The sequence below is a fragment of the Pseudomonas sp. F01002 genome, from assembly GCF_004402115.1.
GTDB lineage: Bacteria > Pseudomonadota > Gammaproteobacteria > Pseudomonadales > Pseudomonadaceae > Aquipseudomonas > Aquipseudomonas frigoris.
Genome location: NZ_SOPU01000032.1, coordinates 206,831 through 229,585 on the forward strand (window position 1 = coordinate 206,831; position 22,755 = coordinate 229,585).

23 protein-coding genes are annotated in these 22,755 nt (G+C 60.0%); 6 read left to right on the top strand and 17 right to left on the bottom strand.

The features are described from left to right. The 8 genes from E3W21_RS26385 to E3W21_RS26420 form a co-directional block, all read right to left on the bottom strand. Positions 1–1,011 carry a septal ring lytic transglycosylase RlpA family protein gene (locus E3W21_RS26385; protein WP_134422468.1) on the bottom strand — a complete coding sequence of 337 codons (1,011 nt, stop codon included), beginning with the start codon at positions 1,009–1,011 and terminating at the stop codon, positions 1–3. Continuing rightward, on the bottom strand, positions 1,011–2,021 hold the full coding sequence (gene mltB / locus E3W21_RS26390) for a lytic murein transglycosylase B (RefSeq protein WP_129440896.1): 1,011 nt from the start codon (positions 2,019–2,021) through the stop codon (positions 1,011–1,013). Before mltB ends, E3W21_RS26385 begins: the two co-directional genes overlap by 1 nt. Positions 2,022–2,038: 17 nt before the next feature. Then, a complete protein-coding gene (gene rodA, locus E3W21_RS26395) occupies positions 2,039–3,142 on the bottom strand; it encodes a rod shape-determining protein RodA (protein WP_046055582.1) in 1,104 nt (367 codons plus the stop codon). Between the two features lie 31 nt (positions 3,143–3,173). Then, a complete protein-coding gene (mrdA, locus tag E3W21_RS26400; protein WP_134422470.1) occupies positions 3,174–5,069 on the bottom strand; it encodes a penicillin-binding protein 2 in 1,896 nt (631 codons plus the stop codon). A gap of 10 nt (positions 5,070–5,079) precedes the next feature. Continuing rightward, complete coding sequence (gene rlmH / locus E3W21_RS26405; RefSeq protein ID WP_007937439.1) at positions 5,080–5,547, bottom strand: 23S rRNA (pseudouridine(1915)-N(3))-methyltransferase RlmH; 468 nt, start codon at positions 5,545–5,547, stop codon at positions 5,080–5,082. Between the two features lie 9 nt (positions 5,548–5,556). After that, on the bottom strand, positions 5,557–6,051 hold the full coding sequence (gene rsfS, locus E3W21_RS26410) for a ribosome silencing factor (protein WP_046055550.1): 495 nt from the start codon (positions 6,049–6,051) through the stop codon (positions 5,557–5,559). 71 nt (positions 6,052–6,122) lie between these two features. Next, positions 6,123–6,812 carry a nicotinate-nucleotide adenylyltransferase gene (gene nadD / locus E3W21_RS26415; RefSeq protein ID WP_256657754.1) on the bottom strand — a complete coding sequence of 230 codons (690 nt, stop codon included), beginning with the start codon at positions 6,810–6,812 and terminating at the stop codon, positions 6,123–6,125. A 1-nt stretch (position 6,813) separates the two neighbouring features. Then, a complete protein-coding gene (locus E3W21_RS26420; protein ID WP_134422474.1) occupies positions 6,814–8,085 on the bottom strand; it encodes a glutamate-5-semialdehyde dehydrogenase in 1,272 nt (423 codons plus the stop codon). 177 nt (positions 8,086–8,262) lie between these two features. Between E3W21_RS26420 and E3W21_RS26425 the strand changes: the two genes are divergently transcribed. Further along, positions 8,263–8,958 carry a DNA-3-methyladenine glycosylase gene (locus tag E3W21_RS26425; RefSeq protein WP_134422476.1) on the top strand — a complete coding sequence of 232 codons (696 nt, stop codon included), beginning with the start codon at positions 8,263–8,265 and terminating at the stop codon, positions 8,956–8,958. A 124-nt stretch (positions 8,959–9,082) separates the two neighbouring features. Beyond that, complete coding sequence (locus E3W21_RS26430) at positions 9,083–10,399, top strand: bifunctional DedA family/phosphatase PAP2 family protein (protein ID WP_134422478.1); 1,317 nt, start codon at positions 9,083–9,085, stop codon at positions 10,397–10,399. A gap of 48 nt (positions 10,400–10,447) precedes the next feature. On the opposite strand, the gene E3W21_RS26435 is transcribed toward E3W21_RS26430, so the two are convergent. The 5 genes from E3W21_RS26435 to E3W21_RS26455 all read right to left on the bottom strand — a co-directional run bounded on the left by E3W21_RS26435 (position 10,448) and on the right by E3W21_RS26455 (position 13,117). Continuing rightward, positions 10,448–11,017, bottom strand: a complete 570-nt coding sequence (locus E3W21_RS26435; RefSeq protein ID WP_178084151.1) for a hypothetical protein — start codon at positions 11,015–11,017, stop codon at positions 10,448–10,450. 102 nt (positions 11,018–11,119) lie between these two features. After that, positions 11,120–11,326: a hypothetical protein gene (locus tag E3W21_RS26440; RefSeq protein WP_129440880.1), complete on the bottom strand. Its 207-nt coding sequence runs from the start codon at positions 11,324–11,326 to the stop codon at positions 11,120–11,122. A gap of 114 nt (positions 11,327–11,440) precedes the next feature. Then, positions 11,441–12,031, bottom strand: a complete 591-nt coding sequence (locus E3W21_RS26445; protein ID WP_008152802.1) for an LON peptidase substrate-binding domain-containing protein — start codon at positions 12,029–12,031, stop codon at positions 11,441–11,443. Between the two features lie 10 nt (positions 12,032–12,041). Then, on the bottom strand, positions 12,042–12,758 hold the full coding sequence (locus tag E3W21_RS26450; RefSeq protein WP_134422482.1) for an LrgB family protein: 717 nt from the start codon (positions 12,756–12,758) through the stop codon (positions 12,042–12,044). Further along, positions 12,755–13,117, bottom strand: coding sequence for a CidA/LrgA family protein (locus E3W21_RS26455; protein ID WP_129440876.1), 363 nt, complete (start codon positions 13,115–13,117; stop codon positions 12,755–12,757). The genes E3W21_RS26450 and E3W21_RS26455 overlap by 4 nt, the downstream gene beginning before the upstream one ends. 195 nt (positions 13,118–13,312) lie before the next feature. Here E3W21_RS26455 and E3W21_RS26460 point away from each other — a divergent pair, with 195 nt between their 5' ends. The 3 genes from E3W21_RS26460 to E3W21_RS26470 all read left to right on the top strand — a co-directional run bounded on the left by E3W21_RS26460 (position 13,313) and on the right by E3W21_RS26470 (position 16,268). Next, positions 13,313–13,768, top strand: coding sequence for a MaoC family dehydratase (locus E3W21_RS26460; RefSeq protein ID WP_123367685.1), 456 nt, complete (start codon positions 13,313–13,315; stop codon positions 13,766–13,768). A gap of 112 nt (positions 13,769–13,880) precedes the next feature. Beyond that, positions 13,881–15,599, top strand: coding sequence for a C13 family peptidase (locus E3W21_RS26465; RefSeq protein WP_134422484.1), 1,719 nt, complete (start codon positions 13,881–13,883; stop codon positions 15,597–15,599). Between the two features lie 27 nt (positions 15,600–15,626). Further along, a complete protein-coding gene (locus tag E3W21_RS26470) occupies positions 15,627–16,268 on the top strand; it encodes an oxidoreductase (RefSeq protein WP_134422486.1) in 642 nt (213 codons plus the stop codon). Between the two features lie 118 nt (positions 16,269–16,386). On the opposite strand, the gene E3W21_RS26475 is transcribed toward E3W21_RS26470, so the two are convergent. The 4 genes from E3W21_RS26475 to E3W21_RS26490 form a co-directional block, all read right to left on the bottom strand. Next, entirely contained in the window at positions 16,387–16,671 is a 285-nt protein-coding gene (locus E3W21_RS26475; protein ID WP_129440870.1) for a YceK/YidQ family lipoprotein, read from the bottom strand. Further along, positions 16,664–17,296, bottom strand: coding sequence for a flavin prenyltransferase UbiX (gene ubiX, locus E3W21_RS26480; protein ID WP_046048695.1), 633 nt, complete (start codon positions 17,294–17,296; stop codon positions 16,664–16,666). The genes E3W21_RS26475 and ubiX overlap by 8 nt, the downstream gene beginning before the upstream one ends. Next, positions 17,293–18,642 (bottom strand): UDP-N-acetylmuramate:L-alanyl-gamma-D-glutamyl-meso-diaminopimelate ligase, encoded by a 1,350-nt coding sequence (gene mpl / locus E3W21_RS26485; protein WP_134422488.1) that lies wholly within the window; start codon positions 18,640–18,642, stop codon positions 17,293–17,295. Before mpl ends, ubiX begins: the two co-directional genes overlap by 4 nt. A 177-nt stretch (positions 18,643–18,819) precedes the next feature. Next, a complete protein-coding gene (locus E3W21_RS26490) occupies positions 18,820–20,733 on the bottom strand; it encodes a sigma-54-dependent Fis family transcriptional regulator (RefSeq protein ID WP_129440864.1) in 1,914 nt (637 codons plus the stop codon). A 381-nt stretch (positions 20,734–21,114) separates the two neighbouring features. On the opposite strand from E3W21_RS26490, the gene E3W21_RS26495 reads away from it, so the two are divergent. Continuing rightward, positions 21,115–22,635 (top strand): aldehyde dehydrogenase family protein, encoded by a 1,521-nt coding sequence (locus E3W21_RS26495; RefSeq protein WP_010467346.1) that lies wholly within the window; start codon positions 21,115–21,117, stop codon positions 22,633–22,635. Positions 22,636–22,755 lie beyond the last annotated feature (120 nt).

Consider the following 22,755-nt stretch of genomic DNA (forward strand, 5'->3'; position numbering starts at 1 on the left):
TTACTCGGCAGTGACCAGGCTCGGCGAACCGAGATTGGCCATTCGCACACTGTTCTGCACTTGCTGGATTTCACCCGGCGAGCCGATCGGCCCCATGCGTACCCGATGCAGCGTCTGTTGATTGCGCACGATCGAACTGATGAACACCGGAGCGCTCACCATCCCGCTGAGCTTCGATCTCAGGAGCTCTGCAGCGTCCGGGTTGGCGAACGCGCCCACCTGCAGATACTGGCCAGAGGCTGGTACAGAAGCGTTTTTTTTTGCATCGATCGGCACGGGCACAACGGCCGCGGCGTGTTGCTGCGGCGGTGGCGTCCATTGTTCGACGGTGCCGGCCGACGCCGTAATCGTCGGGGCGCTATTTTGCGCGACTTGCGGCTCGTTAAGCATCAAAGGCGCCGGACGGCCTTTGGCTGCCCACCATTGCTGCGGGTCAATGCCTTCGACCTTGACCCGCGCGGTACCAGTTTCGGCATAGCCGAGCTTCTTGGCGGCCGCGTAGGACAAGTCGATGATTCGGTCCGAGTAGAACGGCCCGCGGTCGTTGACTCGCAGGACTACGCTCTTGTTGTTGTCCAGGTTGGTCACCCGAACGTAACTGGGCAGCGGCAAGGTCTTGTGAGCAGCACTCATGCCGTACAGGTCGTAAACCTCGCCATTGGCGGTGTTCTGACCGTGGAACTTGGTGCCATACCAGGACGCAGTGCCCGAGGCCACGTAGGTCCTGGATTCCTGCAACGGGAAATAAGTCTTGCCCAGCACGGTGTATGGGTTGGCTTTATAAGGACCTGTATGCAGGGTCGGCGTGGCATCCGGGATGCGCGATACATCGACGTCCCACCACGGCGCGCCATCTTTGTGCGCGCGGTTGATGTCCAGGCCTGGCGCTGCGCGCACGGCGGTGGAAGACTTCTGGGTCGGCGCACGGCTGGTCGAACAACTGGCGACCAGCACCGCCAACGCGGCGAATGCCATCAGCTTCAGGGGTTTATTCATAGGCAATGCCCGCATTACTTGACGCCCCGTGCTTGGACCAGCTGTTCAGACAGTTGATGTACGGCCATGGCGTACATCACGCTGCGGTTATAACGCGTGATTGCGTAAAAATTCGTCAGGCCCATCCAGTATTCGGGGCCATTGTCACCTTCCAGGCGGAAAGCCGTGACCGGCATATCATCGCGCAGCGCATCATGACTTGACCACCCCAGCGCCCGCAACTCCCCGACGGTTTTAGTCGGTTCGATGCCCGTGGTCAAACCTTCGTCCACGTGTTCGCCACGCACATCGGCGCGGCTGACCACCGGTTCACCGGCGACCCAGCCGTGACGCTTGAAATAACTGGCGACGCTGCCAATGGCATCGTCCGGATTGGTCCAGATATTAATGTGGCCGTCACCGTCGAAGTCCACCGCGTAGGCGCGAAAACTGCTCGGCATGAACTGCGGCAAACCCATCGCGCCGGCGTAAGAGCCTTTGAGGGTCAGCGGATCGACCTGCTCTTCCCGGGCCAGCAACAGGAACTCACGCAATTCCTTGCGGAAAAATTCGGCACGGGGAGGATAGTCGAAACCCAGGGTCGACAAGGCGTCGATTACTCGAAAATTGCCGGTATTGCGGCCGAAAAAGGTCTCAACGCCGATAATGGAGACGATGACCTGCGCCGGCACGCCGTATTCCTGCTCGGCACGGGCCAGTACCGCCTCATGCTGACGCCAGAAGTCCACGCCACGGGCGATGCGCGCGTCGGTGATGAACATCGGGCGATACTCGTTCCACTGCTTGACCCGCTCGGCCGGTTTCGAGATCGCGTCCAGAATCGACTGCTTGCGCTCGGCTTCGCGGAACACGCCCATCAGCTGTTCACCGGCAAAACCGTAGTCGCGGGTCATTTCACCGACGAATTCGGCCACCTGCGGTGAGCCTTCGTAATCGCCGGCCAACGCTTCCTGCGCTGTGCCAAGGATGCTTACCAGGCCGACCCATGGCGCATATCGAGTCGCCCAGCCACGCATTACTTGCATTGAAATCTTCACCTTATTCAAACCTGAGCGATCCACTTACGATGGGTATGGATCGACATCAAAACCCCAAACGCTGACAGCAGCGTCACCAGCGAAGTTCCTCCGTAGCTAATGAACGGCAACGGCACCCCCACAACCGGCAACAGGCCACTGACCATACCGATGTTGACGAAAACGTAAACAAAAAACGTCATGGTCAGGCTGCCCGCGAGCAATTTGCCGAACAATGTCTGGGCCTGGGCAGTAATCACCAGTCCGCGGCCGATCAACAGCAGGTAAATCAGCAGCAGTGCGCAGATACCCACCAGGCCGAATTCTTCGCCCATGACCGCAATAATGAAGTCGGTGTGGCTTTCCGGCAGGAAGTCCAGGTGCGACTGGGTGCCGAGCAGCCAGCCCTTGCCGAACACACCGCCGGAGCCGATGGCGGCTTTCGATTGAATGATGTTCCAGCCAGTGCCCAGCGGATCGCTTTCCGGATCGAGAAAGGTCAGGATTCGCTGTTTCTGGTAGTCGTGCATGATGAAGAACCACATCGCGACGGCCACCGGCACGGCGGCGGCGATTACGCTGATGATCCAGCGCCAGCGCAAGCCGCCCATGAACAACACGAAAGCGCCACCGGCGAGGATTAGCAGCGAAGTGCCAAGATCGGGCTGACGCACGATCAGGATAAACGGCAAGCCGATCAGAAACAGACTGACGCCCACATGCTTGAGCTGCGGCGGCAAGGTGCGCTTGGACAGATACCAGGCGATGGTCGCCGGCATCAGGATCTTCATGAACTCCGAGGGCTGGAAGCGGATCACCCCGGGAATGTTGATCCAGCGTGTGGCGCCCATGGCGTTGTGGCCCATGACATCCACCACCACCAGCAACAGCACGCCGAGGACATAACCGACTGGCACCCAACGGGCCATGAAGCGCGGCTCGAATTGGGCGATGACGATCATCGACACCAGGCCGATGCCGAACGAGGTGGCCTGCTTGGCCAGCAGATCCCAGCTCTTGCCGCTGGCCGAATACAGCACGAACAGGCTGCCGGCGGCGAGGGTCAGCAGCAGGATCAGCAACGGCCCGTCGATGTGCATGCGTTGCAACAGCGTCGCGCGGCGACGCATCACATCCTCGCTGGAGAGGATGCGATCGAAATTACTCTTCACGGGCCGTAGCCTCCGCACTGATAGGGCTGGCGTATTCGGCCTTCAACCGACCGTCCTGGTCCAGAAGCCAGGCGTCCATGATTTGACGTACCACGGGCGCTGCGACGCCGGAACCGGACTCGCCGTTCTCGACCATCACCGACACCACGATTTGCGGATTGTCGGCTGGTGCGAAGCCGACGAACAAGGCGTGGTCGCGATGGCGTTCCTGAACCTTGGAGCGGTCGTACTTCTCGCCCTGCTTGATCGCGACCACCTGAGCCGTACCACTTTTGCCCGCGATGCGGTATTGAGCGCCGATCGCCGCTTTGCGTGCCGTACCCCGGGCACCGTGCATCACCTGTTGCATGCCGTGGTTGACCTTGGTCCAGTCAGACGGGTCACGCAGGATGATGTCCGGCATCGGGTTTTCATCCTTCGGCCGCTCGCCTTCGACGGTCTTGGCCAGGTGCGGACGGTTCCAGACACCCTTGTTCGCGACCAGCGCCGTGGCCTGGGCCAGTTGCAATGGCGTTGATTGCATGTAGCCCTGACCAATCCCCAGAATCAGCGTTTCGCCCGGGAACCAGGCCTGACGCCGGGTTGCACGCTTCCACTCACGTGTAGGCATCAGCCCCGGCGACTCTTCGAACATGTCCAGCGATACCTTCTGGCCGATGCCGAACTTGCTCATGTACGCCGACAAGCGATCGATTCCCAGTTTGTGGGCCAGGTCGTAGAAGTAGGTGTCGTTGGACCGCATGATCGCCGTGTCCAGATCGACGTAGCCGTCACCGGTACGGTTCCAGTTCCGGTATTTGTGATCGTAGTTGGGCAACTGGTAATAGCCGGGGTCATACACCCGACTCGACGCGTTCACAACGCCAGAATCCAGGCCGGCAATTGCCACTGCCGGTTTGATGGTCGAACCCGGCGGGTACAGGCCGCGCAGCACGCGGTTGAACAGCGGCCGATCAATGGAATCGCGCAGCTCGGAATAGGCCTTGAAACTGATGCCGGTGACGAACAGGTTCGGGTCAAAACTCGGCTGACTGACCATCGCCAGGACTTCGCCGGTTTTCGGGTCCAGCGCCACCACTGCGCCACGGCGACCGCCGAGTGCAGCTTCGGCGGCCTCCTGCAATTTGATGTCCAGGCTCAGGACGATGTCCTTGCCGGAAACCGGTTCGGTACGTTTGAGCACCCGCAGCACGCGGCCACGGGCGTTGGTCTCGACTTCTTCGTAACCGACCTGACCGTGCAATTCGGGCTCGTAGAAGCGCTCGATGCCGGTTTTGCCAATTTGATGGGTGCCGCTGTAACTCACCGGGTCCAGAGACTTGAGCTCTTTCTCGTTGATCCGCCCCATATATCCCACCGAATGCGCAAAGTGCGCGCCCTGCGGATAGTGACGAACCAGCTGCGCGACCACTTCCACGCCCGGCAGACGGAACTGGTTCACCGCGATGCGGGCGATCTGTTCTTCGGTCAGCTCGAACAGGATCGGCACCGGCTCGAACGGCCGACGCCCCTGACGCATGCGCTTCTCGAAGATCACTCGGTCCTCGGGCGTCAGCTCCAGCACTTCGACAATGACGTCGAGTACTTGCTGCCAGTCGCCGGAGCGCTCGCGGGTCATGCTCAGGCTGAAGCTGGGCCGGTTATCCGCCACCACCACGCCATTGCGATCGAAGATCAAGCCCCGAGTCGGCGGAATCGGCTGCACATGGACGCGGTTGTTTTCCGACAGGGTCGAGTGGTACTCGTACTGGATCACCTGAAGGAAATACAGCCGCGCGATCAGCACACCGATCAGCGTCACGACCGCAATTGCCCCGAACACGACGCGGCCACGCACCAGACGGGCGTCTTTTTCGTGGTCCTTGATGCGGATCGGCTGGGGCATGAGGGCAGAACTACTTGTGGTAAGGGTGGCCGGACAGGACTGTCCAGGCACGATACAGCTGTTCGCCGATCAGGATTCGCACCAGCGGGTGCGGCAACGTCAACGGCGAGAGCGACCAGCGCTGATCGGCCCGGGCACAGACTTCCGGCGCCAGCCCTTCGGGGCCGCCGACCATGAAATTCACCGTGCGCGAGTCCAGCCGCCAGCGATCGAGCTCGACCGCCAGCTGCTCGGTGCTCCATGGCTTGCCGTGGACTTCGAGGGTCACAACACGCTCGTTCGGCCCGACCTTGGCCAGCATGGCTTCGCCTTCCTGACGGATGAAGCGCGCCACGTCGGCGTTCTTGCCACGGGTGTTGAGCGGTATTTCCACCAGTTCCAGCGCCAGCTCGGACGGAAGACGCTTGGCATATTCATGCCAGCCTTCTTCCACCCACTTGGGCATGCGTGAACCGACGGCGATCAGTCGCAGTCGCACAGCGGTCCCTTATTGCTGGTCTTTGTTGAGCTTGACGAAGTGCTCATGGGTGTTTTCCGGGCTGTGGTGAGCCGCGTTCAGAGCACGGCTCTGTTCTGCACCGGACCACAGACGCTCCAGGTCGTAAAACTGACGAGCCGAAGCGGTCATCATGTGCACGATGACATCATCCATATCCAGCAGCACCCAGTCGCTGTCGCCCTTGCCTTCTTCACCCAGTGGCTTGACGCCCAGGGCTTTGACGGCTTCGCGGACCTTGTCCAGCATCGCGCCGATCTGGCGGTTGGAGGTACCGGTAGCGATGATCATGAAGTCAGTGATGCTCTGCTTTTCACGAACGTCGATTACCTGAATGTCCTGGCCTTTCACGTCTTCCAGGGCCGCTACGGCAACCTTGACCAGCTCTTCGCCGCGCAGCTCAGGGCCGGTTGGAACCTCTACTGGCAGCGGGGCGCTCTTGAACGTGCCTTTGCGCTTTACTTTAGTTACGTCTTTGTCAGTCATATAAAACTCGTTTTGCTCGTATGTTCGGGCGCTTCGGTACACGCGTTCACGTGTTTGAAGCGCTCCCTTTTTCAGTTCGACGCACGGTAGAGTCCGTGCGCATCGATGTAGGCCAGGACCGCGTCGGGCACCAGGAAACGTACCGACTTACCGCTGGCCAGCAGTTGACGGATCTGGGTGGCGGATACCGCGAGCGGTGTCTGCCAGACGAATGCAATCTGTCCGCTCGGCCCTTTGAGGGCCAGCGGGTCGCTCACCGAGCGTGCCGCCAACAGATTGCGCAAGGCATCCGGCGGTTCGCTGTCGGCATCCGGGCGTTGCAGCACCAGGATGTGGCAATGCTGGAGCAACTCTTCCCAGCGGTGCCAAGTGGGCAGGCCGCAAAATGCGTCCCAGCCCAAAAGTAGAAAAACCTGGTCGGAGGCGGCAAGTTCTGCGCGCATCAGTTCCAGGGTGTCGATGGTGTAGGACGGTTTGTCCCGCTGCAGTTCGCGGGCGTCCACCACCAACGGCGCCACACCGGCCACCGCGCACTCGACCATCGCCAGACGGTCTTTCGCCGACACCTGCGGCGTACCGCGATGAGGTGGTCTGGCACTGGGTGTCAGACGCAGCTCATCGAGCGCCAGCGATTCGGCGACTTCCAGCGCACTGCGCAAATGGCCGATGTGCACCGGGTCGAAGGTTCCGCCCAGCATGCCAATGCGTCGAGGCGCAGGCTCGCTGGCGGTGACCGGGGCTGACAAGTCGAGGTCGCCCAAGTCAGTCCGACGCCTGGCCGCGCAACTGGCCATCACCGACCACGATGTACTTCTCGCAGGTCAGACCTTCGAGGCCCACCGGGCCGCGGGCGTGCAGCTTATCAGTAGAAATGCCAATCTCGGCACCCAATCCGTATTCGAAGCCATCGGCGAAGCACGTCGGGGTATTGATCATCACCGACGACGAATCGACTTCCGCGACGAAACGCCGGGTGTCAGCAAGGTTTTCGCTGACGATCGAATCGGTGTGATGGGAGCCGTACTTATTAATGTGTTCGATGGCCTGGTCCAGCCCGTCGACCACACGGATCGAGAGAATCGGCGCCAGGTACTCGGTGTTCCAGTCGTCTTCGCTAGCGGCAACAGCCTCGATGATCGCCCGGGTGCGCTCGCAGCCGCGCAGCTCGACGCCTTTTTCGCGGAACTGTGCAGCCATCGACGGCAGGAAATCCTTGGCGACCGATTGGTCCACCAGCAGGGTTTCCATCGCACCGCAGATGCCATAGCGGTAGGTCTTGGCATTGAAGGCAATGCGCTGGGCTTTCGGCAGGTCGGCGTGGGCACTGACATAAACGTGACAGATGCCGTCCAGATGCTTGATCACCGGCACGCGGGCGTCACGGCTAACGCGCTCGATCAGGCCACGGCCGCCACGGGGCACGATAACGTCGACGTATTCTGGCATGGTGATCAGTGCGCCAACGGCGGCACGATCGGTGGTTTCGACCACTTGCACCACGGCGGCAGGCAAATCGGCTTCGGCCAGACCGCGCTGGATGCAGGCGGCAATGGCACGATTGGAATGAATCGCCTCGGAGCCGCCACGCAGGATGGTCGCGTTGCCGGACTTCAGGCACAGGCTGGCGGCATCGATGGTCACGTTCGGCCGGGATTCGTAGATGATCCCGATCACGCCCAACGGCACGCGCATCTTGCCGACCTGAATGCCCGACGGCCGAAAGCTCATGTCGCGGATCGCGCCGACCGGGTCCGGCAAAGCCGCTACCTGACGCAAACCGACGATCATGCCGTCGATGCGTTCCGGGGTCAGCGCCAGACGCTCAAGCAATGCAGGTTCAAGACCATTGGCACGGCCAGCAGCCAAATCCAGTTCATTGGCAGCCGTCAGCTCGGCGCGTGCAGCGTCCAACGCATTGGCAGCAGCCTGCAAGGCGCGGTTTTTCTGCGCGGTGCTGGCACGGCCGATGACGCGAGAAGCCTCGCGGGCAGCGCGACCCAGGCGGGTCATGTAGTCAAGAACGGACTCAGTCATGGTCTGGCGTGGACTTGGTAAAGAGGAAAGCGGCAGATTATAGCTGTCACGTCTCCCGACTAACAGCGGTGACGGGCGGATGGTCGAAATGGAGGGCAATTTGCCGACGTTCAGCCGTGATTAAGCTGCAAATTGTTATCATCGCGACTCAATCAGCCCTGATAAACGCCGTTCATCATGACCAACCTGACTGTTCGCACGTCCGCGACGAGCCTGCCCAAGGGGCTCGCGGATGCATTTTTCGACAGAGACGCCCAAACGCTGGCGCGGGATTTACTCGGTAAAGTCATCCGTCACCGGGTCGGCGACCTGTGGCTCAGCGCCCGGATTATCGAGACCGAAGCCTATTACTTCGAAGAAAAAGGCAGCCACGCCTCCCTCGGCTACACAGAAAAACGTAAGGCTTTGTTTCTGGATGGTGGCCACATCTATATGTACTACGCCCGGGGCGGCGATTCCCTGAACTTCAGCGCCCAGGGTCCGGGCAATGCTGTGCTGATCAAATCCGCCTATCCGTGGGTCGATGACTTGAGCGGGCCGGCGAGCCTGGCTCAGATGCTGCTGAACAATCCCGACGCCCAAGGTCGCCCTCGCCCCTCGCAAAAGCTTTGCGCCGGACAGACTTTGCTCTGCAAGGCGCTGGGCCTGAAGGTGCCGGTCTGGGACGCCAAGCGCTTCGACCATGAAGTGCTGCTGGTGGAAGATGTCGGCCCGGCGCCCGTTCACATCATACAAACCACGCGTTTGGGCATTCCCCACGGCCGCGATGAGCATTTGATGTACCGTTTCGTCGATGCGGCTTACGCGCCGTATTGCACGCGAAACCCGCTGCGACGGGGGCAGGTCGAAGGTCGTGATTATTTTTTGCTGTGAACACAGTTCCCTGTAGGAGCTGCCGTAGGCTGCGATCTTTTGCCCTTAAAGGATCAAGATCAAAAGATCGCAGCCTGCGGCAGCTCCTACGCCGGGGGTCAATTAATAAGAGGGAGTTGTTTTTATGGGCCCATGGCTCGATAGCGTGACCGGTTGGTTGACGGTCAACCCGCAATGGCTGGCCGCGGCGGTGTTCATAGTGGCCTTCGTGGAATGCTTGGCGATTGCCGGGCTGATCGTGCCCGGCACGGTGCTGCTGTTTGCCGTGGCGGTACTGGCCGGCAGTGGCGCGCTGTCATTGAGCGAAACGCTATTACTGGGATTCGTCGCCGGCGTTCTGGGCGATATCGTCTCTTACTTCATCGGACGACATTTCCACCAGAACATCCGGCGCCTGCCAGGGTTGCGCCATCATCCGGAATGGATCGCCGGGGCCGAGGCGTATTTCCAGCGCTACGGCATCGCCAGCCTGCTGGTCGGGCGCTTCATCGGTCCGCTGCGGCCGATGCTGCCGATGGTCGCCGGGATGTTCGACATGCCCTTCCCGCGCTTCGCCGCCGTCAGCTTGCTGGCCGCCGCCGGCTGGAGCGTCGCGTACCTGCTGCCCGGCTGGGCCACGGGGGCGGCAATTCGCTTGCCGTTGCCGGAGGGATTCTGGCCTGAGGCCGGCATCGTCGCCGGCAGCATCGCCCTCATGGTGGGCTTGAGCATCACCAGCAGCATGCGCCGTCATCGCAAAGCGACGATGCTGATTACCGGAATGAGCTTCCTGATTTTGGCCGGACTGTTTATCGGCTATCCGCACCTGACCGCCCTCGATCAGGGCGTGATGACCCTGGTGCAGGAACACCGCAGCCCGCTGCTCGATGAAGTGGCGGTGACGTTCACGCTGATCGGCGAATTCCGCAACATGCTGGTGTTCAGCGCCCTGCTGACGGGTTTGCTGTTGCTCACCCGGCAATGGCGCCAGGCGATTTTCGCCGGTAGCACCCTGCTGTGCACCGCTCTGGGCAACACCGTGACCAAACACTTTTTCGCCCGCGTACGCCCGGAAGTGTTGAGCGATCCTCTGACCAGCTACAGCATGCCGAGCGGCCACGCCTCGGGCTCTTTTGCGCTGTTTCTGACGCTGGCCGTGCTGGCCGGCCGCGGACAACCGCCGCGCATGCGTCTGACCTGGCTGCTATTGGGTTGCTTGCCCGCGCTGGCGATTGCCCTGTCGCGGGTGTACCTGGGCGCGCACTGGCCGACGGATGTGCTGGCCGGCGCGATGCTGGCGGCGTGCGTGTGTGCGGCGAGTTTGTGGCTGAATCAGCGCCCGGCACCGCTGAACGCCATGCCACCAAAGGTCTGGTGGCTGGTGTTGCCGGCGCTGGTGGCGCTGTTCGGTTTCTTTGCGTTGCGGCATTTGCCGCATGCGATGTTGCGGTATGCGTATTAAAGATGCCGATAAAACGCGCCATTCATTGCACGAATGAATGGCGCGAGTTCACTCATCCACCGCGGCGGACGTCGGAATAACCTTGAGTACAAAGGTGGCTGGCTTGTTGTTAAAGGCGTCATGCCCCGTGCGGTTGGGGTCTACATTTTTAAAGATTATCTTCCCGCTCTCTTCGGCACGATATAACGCTCGCCCATTCACCTCACTCACGATGTAAACATAAGAGGGCCCTGGGTCAAGATCAGCAAACCTGGCTTTAGGCGCGCCGTGTTTACTGATTGAAAAAAAATCAGAATCCGCATTATCACTTACGGACACATGGTGAGTATCGGCCTCTATTTTCAAGCGCCATCCTTCATAAGCACCTCGCGAAACGACTGTGACAGCATAATCGTCACCGCGCGGAACAAACTTGAATAACAAAGGAGTATCATCCTCATGATCGGCGAGCGTAATAATACTCGAAGCGCCCCTGTCGGCCAGGGCCACTTCAACATCCAGTTGTTCGCGTCTGGTGATTCGCGGATCACTGAGTCTTGTCTTCAGGCGCTGCTGGTTCAGGACCAACGGCAAACCGTTAACGTAAAGGTTCGCTGTAAACGTTTTATTTTCTTCCATGACCATAAAAACACCTTGATTTTATTAGATGCGGCACTACTTACTCCCCACCAACATAGTGAGAGTACCGTTAACAAAAATAACGAAATACAAAAATACTGACTAAACCGTAGGCATAGCGGCCACGGACACTTCCTTCAACAAAGGTTTTAGGCGCTTGCGCTTACGACGTTCAACCACCATCAAGTCAGCATAAACGCCCGCCGCATCTATTACCTTATCGACGTTATGATCGGCCGCTGCATGCTTCAGAATATATTTGCCAGCGACATCATCCCAAAACGCCCATTCGTCTTCATAAATATTCATGACTTCATCCTTGTTATTAATCAGATCGCCCACTCCTTGCGGGCAACTTGAAATTAAGACAAAGACAAAATCAAAACAATACTGGCAGACAAACCAAGTTAATACAAAGTACAACTAAGCAAACAACTCACCCTGCAACTCATCCAGCAGCGCCTGAATCGCATCCAGCCGCTGCTGCGGATCATCGAGTTGCAGCAGGTCGATCTTGTCCACTTCGGCAAACGGCAACAGGTACGCCAACTGATTGGCCAACGACTGCTGCCCGGTTGCTTCGGTGCCCATGTTCAATGCTTCGACCATCGGGTGTTCGGCCAAGGCTTTGAGCAGCGCAACCAGGTCGGCGTCTTCGTCCTGCAGCGGTTGCTCAGGTTCGTCCTCCAGCCACTCGACCTCGGCGACGGTCAGCTGATCGCGCTGAATCTCGGTACGCAACACGTGGAAACGCCGCCCGCCCTGCACCCGAATGCCCAGCAAGCCATTGTCCTGCTGTTTGAAATCAGTGATCAGCGCCTCGCATCCGACCAGCGCGTAGCCCGCCGGGGCGATGCCGACTTCTTCGCCGTCGAGGATGCACACCACGCCGAAGCCGCCGCCCTGTTTCATGCAGCGACTGATCATGTCCAGGTAGCGCGCCTCGAAGATCTGCAAATCGAGGATGCAACCAGGAAACAACACCGTGTTCAGCGGAAAAAGCGGCAAGCTCATAGACATTTCCTTACACCACCATCGACACCGCCAACGGCAGGAAAACTGCCGTGGCCACGCCCATCAGACTCATCGCCAGCGCCGCGAAGGCGCCGCATTCTTCACTTTCCTGCATCGCCACCGCCGTGCCGACCGCGTGCGCTGTCATACCCAGTGCCATACCGCGCGCCTCAGGGCTGTGCACACCCAGCCTGGTCAAAAGACTCGGCCCGAAGATCGCCCCGATCACCCCGGTGATCAACACGAACACTGCCGCCAGCGCCGCGACGCCACCGATCTGCTCCGCCACCAGCATGGCAATCGGCGACGTCACCGACTTCGGCGCCATGGTCATCAGGATCATGTGTTCGGCACCAAACGACCAGCCTAGCAATACGCCCATGCCGGTGGCGACGACGCCACCTATCACCAGCGTAGTAAATATCGGCCAGAACAACTGCCGAATGCGTCGCAGATTGAGGTACAGCGGCACAGCCAGCGCGACGGTCGCAGGGCCGAGCAGGATGCTGAGGATCTCGGTGCTCTTGCGGTATTCGGCATAGGTCAGGCCGCAACCCACCAATACGCCGATCACCAGCAGCATCGAGACCAGTACCGGTTGCAGAAAGATCCAGCGGGTTTTCTCGAACGCCGCCAGCACCAACTGATAAGCACCCAGCGTAATGCCAATACCGAACAACGGATGATGAATCACCGACGTCCAGGCGCCGTGCCAGTCGAGGATCATTGGCCGTCCTCACGATGAGCGTGACGCTTGACCATGCGCTGCATCAGCACGCCAGCGAAGGCCAAGGACAACAACAGTGACAACACCAGCGCACCGACGATGGCCCAGAAATCCGCGGCAATGTCTTTGGCGTAAACCATCACACCCACGGCTGGCGGTACCAGCAGCAAGGGCAGATAACGCAGCAGACTGCTGGCCGCGAGGTTCAGCGGTTCGCCGACCTGGCCACGGCTGATCAGGAACACCAGCAGCAACAGCAGGCCGACAATCGGCCCCGGCAGCACCGGTAAAAACAAGTGGTTGATGGCTGTGCCCAGCAATTGGAACAGCACCAGCCAGGTCAGGCCACGTAACAACATTCGTCATCTCCCGCCAATACCATCCCGCACAAGCGGGCCGAGCATTATAAGCACGTCAACGCTATAGACCGGCATTCGCCAAAATCATGGTCAGTTGACCGGAGCCATTTGCCATGTTGATCTAAAGTGGTAATCCGGGAGGTCAAATCCCCCCACCTCAAAACTATAAAACCGATGAACCCAAGGAGAGTCTCAATGCCCTATGTTCCAGTTGCAGAGCTCAAAGATTATGTCGGCAAGGAACTCGGACGTTCCGAATGGCTCACCATCGATCAGGAGCGCATCAACCTGTTCGCCGAAGCCACAGGGGACTATCAGTTCATCCACGTCGACCCGGTCAAAGCCGCGCAAACGCCATTTGGCAGCACCATTGCACACGGTTTCCTGTCGCTGTCGCTGATCCCCAAACTGATGGAAGACATCCTGATCCTCCCTGAAGGGGCGAAGATGGTGGTCAACTACGGCTTGGATACCGTGCGTTTCATCCAGCCAGTGAAGGTCAATTCCAGGGTACGACTCAAGGTCGACATGAACGAAGTCATCGAGAAAAAGCCCGGTCAATGGCTGCTCAAGGCCACCGCCACGCTTGAAATCGAAGGCTCGGATAAACCGGCCTACATCGCCGAGCCACTGTCTCTCTGCTTCGTGTAACCCATCCCGGATGCGAAGCAGCTCACGCTGTTTCGCGCCCTCTCCTGTTTCCTGGCTATATAAGGTCAAACAGCTGCGGCATACTCGGTCGCCTAATTGCCCGGATCCCGCTATGCGCCCACTTGCACTCCTCGCTCTGACCCTATTGCTCACCGCTTGCGGCGACGGCGAATCGCTGTTGCCCCCCGACGCCCGGTTGCCGGACGGCGGACGCTATCGTGGTGAACTGGTCAACGGATTGCTGCAAGGCCAGGGCCGTATCGATTACCCGAACGGCAGCTGGTACGCCGGCGACTTCGACAAGGGCCAATGGCATGGCCAGGGCGAATGGCACGGCAGCAACGGCGAAGTCTATCGCGGGGGATTCAATCTAGGGCTGTTCGACGGCAAGGGCATACTGACCACCAGCGGCAGCAGCTTCACCGGCAGTTTCAAAGCCGGTCGACGGGACGGTGAAGGCACCCTCAAAGAAAACGGTATGACCTACCGCGGTGAATTCAAGGCCGATCAATATTCAGGGCTCGGTCGTCTCGAACTCGAAGACGGCAGCTCGTATCAGGGCCAGTTCGCCCACGGCAAACCCAACGGCGAAGGCCAACGGGGCGACGCCAGCGGCAATCAGTTCACCGGGCATTTCGTCGACGGTCAGCTCGAAGGCAATGGGACGTTCAACAGCGCCGATGGCGATATCTATGTCGGCGGTTTCAAGAACAACCAACTGCACGGCAAGGGCCGCTACGAGAACGCCGACGGTGATGTCTGGCTTGGTCAATTCAAGGAAGGGTCGCTGAACGGCAAGGGCGAGTTGATCGGCGCCGACGGCAGCCATTACATCGGCCAGTTCAGCGACTGGCGCTTTACCGGCCAAGGTCGATTGAACCTGTCCGACGGCAGCTTCTACATCGGCCAGTTCGACGGTGACAGTTACTCGGGGCGCGGCACCCTGGTGCTGACTGACGGCACAGTGCAAAGCGGTACGTGGATCAATGGCCAGCGTGTTCGCGATGCCGATGGTAAATTGCTGCCCGATAGCCTGGAACTCGGTTTGCTGGCCCAGGGCCGCTTGCTGAACGATGCACTGTCCAACGTGCCGGCTTCGACCCCGGCGGTCGAGTTGTACACCCTGACAGTCGGCGGTGACGGCAAGCAAAGCGTGTTCCTGCGCGAATCCGATTACGTCAGCAACATGCTCAGCAGCCGCTTTGGTGCGTTTGGCCAGATCCGCCTGGTGAACCATCGCGACCACCTCGTCGACCGGCCGATGGCCACCCGGGAAAACCTGCGCCGCGCCGCCGCCGCCCTGGCCGAACGCAGTGGCCCGGAAGACTTGATCTTCATTTACATGACCAGCCACGGCACCAGCGAACACGAACTGGTGCTCGACCAGCCGCGCATGGAACTGTCCGATCTGCCGGCCGACGAACTCGCCGCGGTTCTCTCACCGCTGAAAAGCCGCGACAAGATCATTGTGATTTCGTCCTGCTACTCCGGTGGCTTCATTCCGGCTCTCAAGGATGAACGCACCCTGATCATGACCGCCTCGCGGGCTGACCGCGTGTCCTTTGGCTGCTCGGAGGAAGCCAACTTCACCTACTTCGGCGATGCGCTGTTCGCCCAGGCACTGAACCAGACCGATGATCTGGAGCAAGCCTTCAAACTGGCCAAGGCCACCGTTGCGGAACGCGAACTGGCGGACAGCTTCGAAGCCTCTGAACCGCAGATCTGGGCGCCGAAAACCGTTCTCTCTCACTGGCAGCTGTTACGCAAGCAGCAGGCACGAAAGGCGTTGCAAAGTGTCTCTATCAGCAGCAAGGATGCAAAGAGCAACTAAGCTGAATAGTATCAAGGGGGAAACACTATGTACTTGACGCCTCAGCACGTATTGCTCGCCGGAGCTACCGGTTTGACCGGTGAACATTTACTTGATCGCCTGCTCAATGAGCCCACGATCTCACGAGTATTGGCGCCCTCACGCCGGCCATTGGCCGAGCATCCCCATTTGGAAAACCCGGTCGGCGACCCGGCGGTGTTTCTGCCGCAATTGAATGGTCGCGTCGACATCGCCTACTGCTGCCTCGGTACCACCATCAAACAGGCCGGCTCGGAGCAGGCGTTTCGCGCGGTGGACCTGGACATGGTGGTGGCGTTCGCCAAACGCGCACGGGAGATGGGCGCACGGCACCTGATCGTGATCAGTGCCCTGGGGGCCGATCGCAGGTCCTCTATTTTCTACAACCGCGTCAAAGGCGAGATGGAATATGCATTGCGCGCACAGGACTGGCCGCAACTGACCATTTGTCGACCTTCGCTGCTGCTGGGCGAGCGTATGGAACCGCGTATGGCTGAGCAATTCGTCGGGCCCTTGTCCCGTTTGATCCCCGGTAAATACCGCGGCATCGAAGCCTGCCAACTGGCCCGCGCCATGTGGCGACTGGCGCTGGAAGAGCAGGATGGGGTGCGGATTGTGGAGTCGGATGAGTTGCGCAAGTTAGGTAAATAATTCTGCGGCGCCCAGGAAGACGCCTTCGCGAGCAAGCTCGCTCCCACATTGGATTTGTGAACGACACAGATCAAATGTGGGGGCGAGCTTGCTCGCGATTAGAGCGCATAGAGCTCTCCTACAACCCGCCCGTCGCCTGAAAACTTACCCCAATAACCGTAAGCACCGACAGCGGCAACAGCAGCGTGTCGAGCAACGCACTGGCCGGCAGGTCGATGCCGGGGTAGCTCGGGGCTTCGGCGCCGAAGTGGTCCATGGCGCAGCAACCGCCGTTCATGGCATACAAATCCAGACGCGTCCCCGAATACACCACTGGCGCCCCGGGCTTGGCGGCATCAAGCGTTCGCGCCGTGGCGCAGCCAGCCAATTGCAGCGCCAGCACAATTGCCAATAGCTTATTCATCGCTGGTCAGATGGTGTTCGCCCCAACGCGGCAGCATGTCCTGGGGAATGTTCAGCAGATTGAGAATTCGCGCCACGACAAAATCGATCAAGTCGTCGATGGTTTGCGGCTGATGATAAAAGCCTGGCGACGCCGGCAAAATCGTCACGCCCATGTTCGACAACTTGAGCATGTTCTCCAGATGGATGCTCGAATACGGCGCCTCACGCGGCACCAGAATCAGCTGACGACGTTCCTTCAAGGTGACGTCGGCAGCACGCTCGATCAGGTTGTTGCAAGCCCCCGTCGCAATAGCCGACAAAGTCCCGGTGGAACACGGCACCACCACCATCGCTGCCGGCGCGCCGGAGCCCGAGGCCACTGGCGACATCCAGTCTTCCTTGCCATACACCCGAATCTGCCCGGCGGCAGCCCCGGTGTATTCGGTGAGGAAGGCCTGCATCATCTGTGTTTTCGGCGGCAGCGTAACGTCAGTCTCGGTGGCCATCACCAGTTGCGCGGCCTTGGAGATCATGAAGTGCACCTCGCGGTCTTCACGAATCAGGCAGTCAAGCAGGCGCAAACCATATTGGGCGCCCGAAGCGCCGGTCATCGCCAGCGTGATGCGTTCCGGGCCGTTGTTCATTGCAGCGCCTCGGCGAGTTTGCCGTGCAGGCCGCCGAAGCCGCCGTTGCTCATGATCACCACGTGAGTGCCTGGCTGGGCCTGGCTCTTCACACGCTCGATAATGCCTTCAAGCGAATCGCTGACGATCGACGGCACCGTGCACAACGCAGCAGTAGCCCCCAGATCCCAACCGAGGTTGGCCGGCGCATACCAGATCACCTGATCGGCATCGACCACGCTTTCCGGCAAGCCGTCGCGGTGAGCACCGAGCTTCATGGAGTTGGAGCGCGGCTCGATGATCGCAATCAACGGTGCATCGCCGATGCGCTTGCGCAGACCGTCGAGGGTCGTCGCAATCGCCGTCGGATGGTGAGCGAAGTCGTCGTAGATGGTAATGCCACGGACCTCCGCGACTTTCTCCATCCGGCGCTTGACGCTTTTGAATGCGCTCAGAGCAGCGATGCCCATGGACGGCACAACACCGACGTGGCGCGCCGCAGCCAACGTGGCCAGGGCGTTGGCGACGTTGTGTTGGCCGGTCATGTCCCACTCGACCACACCTTGGGCAACACCTTCGAACATCACTTCAAACTTCGAACCGTCTTCGCTGAGCAGTTTGACCTGCCACTGACCGCCGGCACCGGTGGTTTGCACCGGGGTCCAGCAGCCCATCTCGATTACCCGCTTCAACGCAGGTTCGGTGGTCGGGTGGATCACCAGGCCTTCGCTCGGGATAGTCCGCACCAAATGGTGGAACTGGCGCTCGATGGCGGGTAGATCGGGGAAGATGTCGGCGTGATCGTATTCCAGGTTGTTCAGGATCGCCGTGCGCGGGCGGTAGTGAACGAACTTGGAGCGCTTGTCGAAGAACGCGCTGTCGTACTCGTCGGCTTCGATCACGAAGAATGGGGTGTCACCCAGACGAGCGGACACCGAGAAGTTTTGCGGCACGCCGCCGATCAGGAAACCCGGGCTCATGCCCGCGTGTTCCAGCACCCAGGCGAGCATGCTGCTGGTGGTGGTTTTGCCGTGAGTACCGGCGACGGCCAGCACCCAGCGACCTTGCAACACGTGATCCGCCAGCCATTGCGGGCCGGAGACGTACGGCAGGCCTTTATTCAGCACGTATTCGACAGCCGGGTTGCCGCGGGACATGGCATTGCCGATCACCACCAGATCCGGTGCCGGATCGAGCTGCGCCGGGTCATAGCCTTGGGTCAACTCAATGCCCTGAGCCTCAAGCTGAGTGCTCATCGGCGGATAGACGTTGGCATCGGAGCCCGTCACGTGATGGCCAAGCTCTTTGGCCAGAACCGCCATCGAACCCATAAAAGTGCCGCAGATACCAAGAATGTGAATGTGCATTAGTCGACCTCGTAAAACATGGCCGCAGGTTAGCTTAGGGTGGGAAAATTCGCACCTTGTGTTTCGGACTTGAGGACGCCTTCGTCGGAACGCCGCCCGGAGCAAGCCCGCTTGGGTTTGTGAACGACTCAGATCAACTGTGGGAGCGGGCTTGCTCGCGAATGGCCGCGACGCGGTTTATCGGGCAATCCCGTGCTTGCGCAGCTTCCGATAAAGCGTATTGCGACTAACCCCAAGTTGTTCAGCCGTGTGAGTCATATGCCAACGCGTCTGTTCCAGCGCATTCAGCAACGCCAGCCGCTCAGCGTCATCCAGCGGGTAGTCCGACGGCTCCTCAACGGCAACAACCGGAACTGGCCGAGCCTGACGAATCATCGCCGGCAAATCCTCCAGCCCGATCCGCCCACCGTCGCACAACGCCGCTAACGTGCGCAGCACATTACGCAACTGCCGCACGTTCCCCGGCCAGGCGAAGGCCAGCAACGCCTGGCGTGCCGGACCGTCGATCAATACGGTTTCCCCGCCCGCCTCTTCGGCCAGCAAAAAATCGAGCAGTTGGGATTTATCACTGCGATCACGCAACGCCGGCAATGCAACTTCCAGCCCATTGAGTCGGTAATACAAATCCTCGCGGAAGCTGCCGTCCTGCACCCGCTCCAGCAGATTGCGGTGAGTGGCGCTGATGATCCGTACGTTGACCGACTCCGGCTCGCCGCCGATCGGCACCACCTGACGGTCTTCCAGCACCCTTAATAGCCGGGTCTGCAAGGCCAGGGGCATGTCACCGATTTCATCGAGGAACAGAGTCCCGCCATCAGCCTGCTGCAACTTGCCGCGCATGCCTTCCTTGCGTGCACCAGTAAAGCTGCCGCCGCGATAACCAAACAGTTCGCTCTCGATCAGGCTTTCGGGGATGGCGGCGCAGTTGAGGGCGACGAAGGCTTTTTCTGCTCGCTGGCTGGCCTGGTGGACGGCTTTGGCAAACGCTTCTTTACCGGATCCGGTTTCGCCGTTGATCAGTAGCGGTACGTCCCGCTCGAACACGCGCAAGGATTTGCGGAAATCTTCCTGCAACCCCGTGTCACCCAGACAAATACCCGACAAGCGCGAAGATTCGGCGATCACCGCACTTTGCACCACCGGCACCGGAATGCTGCGTGGCTGCCCGCGCAACAGCGCAAACAGACTCCGTCCGTCGCGCGTGCGCAACGGCCAACTGGCGCTGGCATTGACGCTGGCGCGGCCGAGCAATTCATCCAGCGAGCAGTCGAAAAACGCCTCCACCGGTTTGCCCAGCAACCCACCGCGAATATGCCCCAGCAGGTTCAGCGCACTCTGGTTGACCGCGCTGATCCGCCCTTCTCCGTCGAATGCCAACAACCCTTCGCTGAACAGCCCGACGGATTCGGCCTGAAGGTGAAAACGCAGCAACCACTGATTGTCGAAATAGCGCAGGAAGTAGCAGCTCTCGATCATCTTCGCCGAAAGATTGACCAGGGCCATGGTGTGGAACTGGCTTTGACGAGAGACCTCGTGGCGCGCCGAGGACACATCGAGCACCGCCAGCAGTTCGCCGTGTGGGTCGAACACCGGGCTCGCCGAGCAGGTCAGGCCGGTGTGACGGCCGCGAAAATGCTCATCCTGGTGGATGGTCAGCGACTGACGCTCCACCAGACAGGTGCCGATGCCGTTGGTACCTTCACAGGCTTCGCTCCAGTCCGCACCGAGCCAGAGGCCGGCGCGTTCGAAAATCTTCCGTTCGGCAGGCGCGGTGACGCAGTTGAGGATCACCCCGCGGGCGTCAGTCAGCAGGACCGCGTGGCCGGCGCCTGAAAGTTGCTGATGAAGGCTGGTCATTTCGCTGCCGGCGATGTGCAGCACTTGCTGCAAGCGCTCGCGGCTTTCCAGGACGCGGCCATGTTCCAGCACTGTTGGTGCCATGGTCAGGGCCGGGTCGAGGTGATAGTCCTCAAGACAGCGCAGCCAGGAGCGGGCAATCGACGGATCGCTGCCGGGGCCGTGCAAGTGAGACTTTCCCTGAGTGACGGTCAGGACCTGCTGGGCATGGCGACTCAAATGGTTGTCGTGCATTTCTTATTGTTCTCCCCGAAAGGTGTACACGGCCCTGTAGGAGCTGCCGAAGGCTGCGATCTTTTGACTTTGATGGTTCGAGATCAAAAGATCGCAGCCTTCGGCAGTGCCTACGGTCCATCACAGGCACCGAGCATCCTCCAGCCATCCATGCTTTGCAATGCTGGCAAGACCGCCCGGTCACAGGTTGCGCCAGAAGCGGTACAAAGTGTCACCATGGCTGTACCGAAACCGTCACAGCCAGCGTCCGTCGGTCCGACAAAAACCGCGTAAGGCCTTGATTTGCCTGACCTGCAAGGCACTGGCCCGACCTTTGCTCTACGCTTATAGCAAGCGCACATGCGCCTCTCTAATAAGTACAAAAGCCAAGGAGAAAACATCATGCGTTACGCTCACCCCGGTACTGAAGGCGCTATCGTTTCGTTCAAGAGTAAATACGGTAACTACATCGGCGGCGAGTTCGTCGCGCCTGTTAAAGGTCAGTACTTCACCAATACCTCGCCAGTGAATGGCCAACCGATTGCCGAATTCCCGCGCTCCACGGCCGAAGACATCGACAAAGCCCTGGACGCTGCCCACGCCGCTGCCGATGCCTGGGGCGCCACGTCCGCCCAGGCTCGCTCGCTGGTGCTGCTGAAAATCGCCGACCGCATCGAACAGAACCTCGAAGTCCTGGCGATCACCGAATCCTGGGACAACGGCAAAGCCGTGCGTGAAACCCTCAACGCCGACATCCCGCTGGCGGCGGACCATTTCCGCTACTTCGCCGGTTGCATCCGCGCCCAGGAAGGCAGCGCTGCAGAGATCGACGGCAATACCGTGGCGTATCACATCCATGAACCATTGGGCGTGGTCGGGCAGATCATCCCGTGGAACTTCCCGATCCTGATGGCTGCCTGGAAACTCGCCCCGGCCCTGGCGGCTGGTAACTGCGTGGTGCTCAAGCCTGCCGAGCAAACGCCGCTGGGCATTACCGTGCTGATGGAGCTGATCGGCGACCTGCTGCCGCCGGGCGTGCTGAACGTGGTGCAAGGCTTCGGCAAAGAAGCCGGCGAAGCACTGGCCACCAGCAAACGCATCGCCAAGATCGCCTTCACCGGCTCGACCCCGGTCGGCTCGCACATCATGAAATGCGCCGCCGAAAACATCATTCCGTCCACCGTGGAGCTGGGTGGCAAGTCGCCGAACATCTTCTTCGAAGACATCATGAAGGCCGAGCCAAGCTTCATTGAAAAAGCCGCTGAAGGCCTGGTGCTGGCGTTCTTTAACCAGGGCGAAGTCTGCACCTGCCCTTCCCGCGCCTTGGTGCAAGAGTCGATCTACGACGACTTCATGAAAGTCGTGATGAAGAAAGTGCTGTCGATCAAACGTGGCGACCCGCTGGACACCGACACCATGGTCGGCGCCCAGGCGTCCGAGCAGCAATTCGACAAAATCCTTTCGTACCTGGAAATCGCCAAGGGCGAAGGCGCCGAGCTGTTGACCGGCGGCAAGGTGGAGAAACTCGAGGGCAACCTGGCGACCGGGTATTACATCCAGCCGACCCTGCTCAAGGGCACCAACAAAATGCGCGTGTTCCAGGAAGAAATCTTTGGCCCGGTGGTGAGCATCACCACCTTCAAGGACGAAGCCGAAGCCCTGGCCATCGCCAACGACACCGAGTTCGGCTTGGGTGCCGGCCTCTGGACCCGCGACATCAACCGCGCCTATCGCATGGGCCGCGCCATCAAGGCCGGTCGTGTGTGGACCAACTGCTACCACCTGTACCCGGCGCACGCCGCGTTCGGCGGCTACAAAAAATCCGGCGTCGGTCGTGAAACCCACAAAATGATGCTTGATCACTATCAGCAGACCAAAAACCTGCTGGTGAGCTACGACATTAATCCGTTGGGCTTCTTCTAAAAAGCGTGGGCGGGACAGGTATTCCTGTGTCGCCCTTCACATAGCTTTCGCGAGCAAGCCCGCTCCCACAGTGGTTCTCCAGTGTTCACAGAACCCCTGTGGGAGCGGGCTTGCTCGCGA

Excerpts from the sequence above, each read along its gene's own strand:
- E3W21_RS26470 (WP_134422486.1), top strand. The coding sequence starts at position 15,627 with ATGTACTTGACGCCTCAGCACGTATTGCTCGCCGGAGCTACCGGTTTG.
- E3W21_RS26435 (WP_178084151.1), bottom strand. The coding sequence starts at position 11,017 with ATGGAAGAAAATAAAACGTTTACAGCGAACCTTTACGTTAACGGTTTG.
- E3W21_RS26425 (WP_134422476.1), top strand. The coding sequence starts at position 8,263 with ATGACCAACCTGACTGTTCGCACGTCCGCGACGAGCCTGCCCAAGGGG.
- E3W21_RS26495 (WP_010467346.1), top strand. The coding sequence starts at position 21,115 with ATGCGTTACGCTCACCCCGGTACTGAAGGCGCTATCGTTTCGTTCAAG.
- E3W21_RS26420 (WP_134422474.1), bottom strand. The coding sequence starts at position 8,085 with ATGACTGAGTCCGTTCTTGACTACATGACCCGCCTGGGTCGCGCTGCC.
- E3W21_RS26440 (WP_129440880.1), bottom strand. The coding sequence starts at position 11,326 with ATGAATATTTATGAAGACGAATGGGCGTTTTGGGATGATGTCGCTGGC.
- rsfS (WP_046055550.1), bottom strand. The coding sequence starts at position 6,051 with ATGACTGACAAAGACGTAACTAAAGTAAAGCGCAAAGGCACGTTCAAG.
- E3W21_RS26460 (WP_123367685.1), top strand. The coding sequence starts at position 13,313 with ATGCCCTATGTTCCAGTTGCAGAGCTCAAAGATTATGTCGGCAAGGAA.
- mrdA (WP_134422470.1), bottom strand. The coding sequence starts at position 5,069 with ATGCCCCAGCCGATCCGCATCAAGGACCACGAAAAAGACGCCCGTCTG.
- E3W21_RS26450 (WP_134422482.1), bottom strand. The coding sequence starts at position 12,758 with ATGATCCTCGACTGGCACGGCGCCTGGACGTCGGTGATTCATCATCCG.
- E3W21_RS26475 (WP_129440870.1), bottom strand. The coding sequence starts at position 16,671 with ATGAATAAGCTATTGGCAATTGTGCTGGCGCTGCAATTGGCTGGCTGC.
- rodA (WP_046055582.1), bottom strand. The coding sequence starts at position 3,142 with ATGCGTCGCCGCGCGACGCTGTTGCAACGCATGCACATCGACGGGCCG.
- E3W21_RS26385 (WP_134422468.1), bottom strand. The coding sequence starts at position 1,011 with ATGCGGGCATTGCCTATGAATAAACCCCTGAAGCTGATGGCATTCGCC.
- E3W21_RS26490 (WP_129440864.1), bottom strand. The coding sequence starts at position 20,733 with ATGCACGACAACCATTTGAGTCGCCATGCCCAGCAGGTCCTGACCGTC.
- ubiX (WP_046048695.1), bottom strand. The coding sequence starts at position 17,296 with ATGAACAACGGCCCGGAACGCATCACGCTGGCGATGACCGGCGCTTCG.
- E3W21_RS26465 (WP_134422484.1), top strand. The coding sequence starts at position 13,881 with ATGCGCCCACTTGCACTCCTCGCTCTGACCCTATTGCTCACCGCTTGC.
- mpl (WP_134422488.1), bottom strand. The coding sequence starts at position 18,642 with ATGCACATTCACATTCTTGGTATCTGCGGCACTTTTATGGGTTCGATG.
- mltB (WP_129440896.1), bottom strand. The coding sequence starts at position 2,021 with ATGCAAGTAATGCGTGGCTGGGCGACTCGATATGCGCCATGGGTCGGC.
- E3W21_RS26445 (WP_008152802.1), bottom strand. The coding sequence starts at position 12,031 with ATGAGCTTGCCGCTTTTTCCGCTGAACACGGTGTTGTTTCCTGGTTGC.
- E3W21_RS26430 (WP_134422478.1), top strand. The coding sequence starts at position 9,083 with ATGGGCCCATGGCTCGATAGCGTGACCGGTTGGTTGACGGTCAACCCG.
- E3W21_RS26455 (WP_129440876.1), bottom strand. The coding sequence starts at position 13,117 with ATGTTGTTACGTGGCCTGACCTGGCTGGTGCTGTTCCAATTGCTGGGC.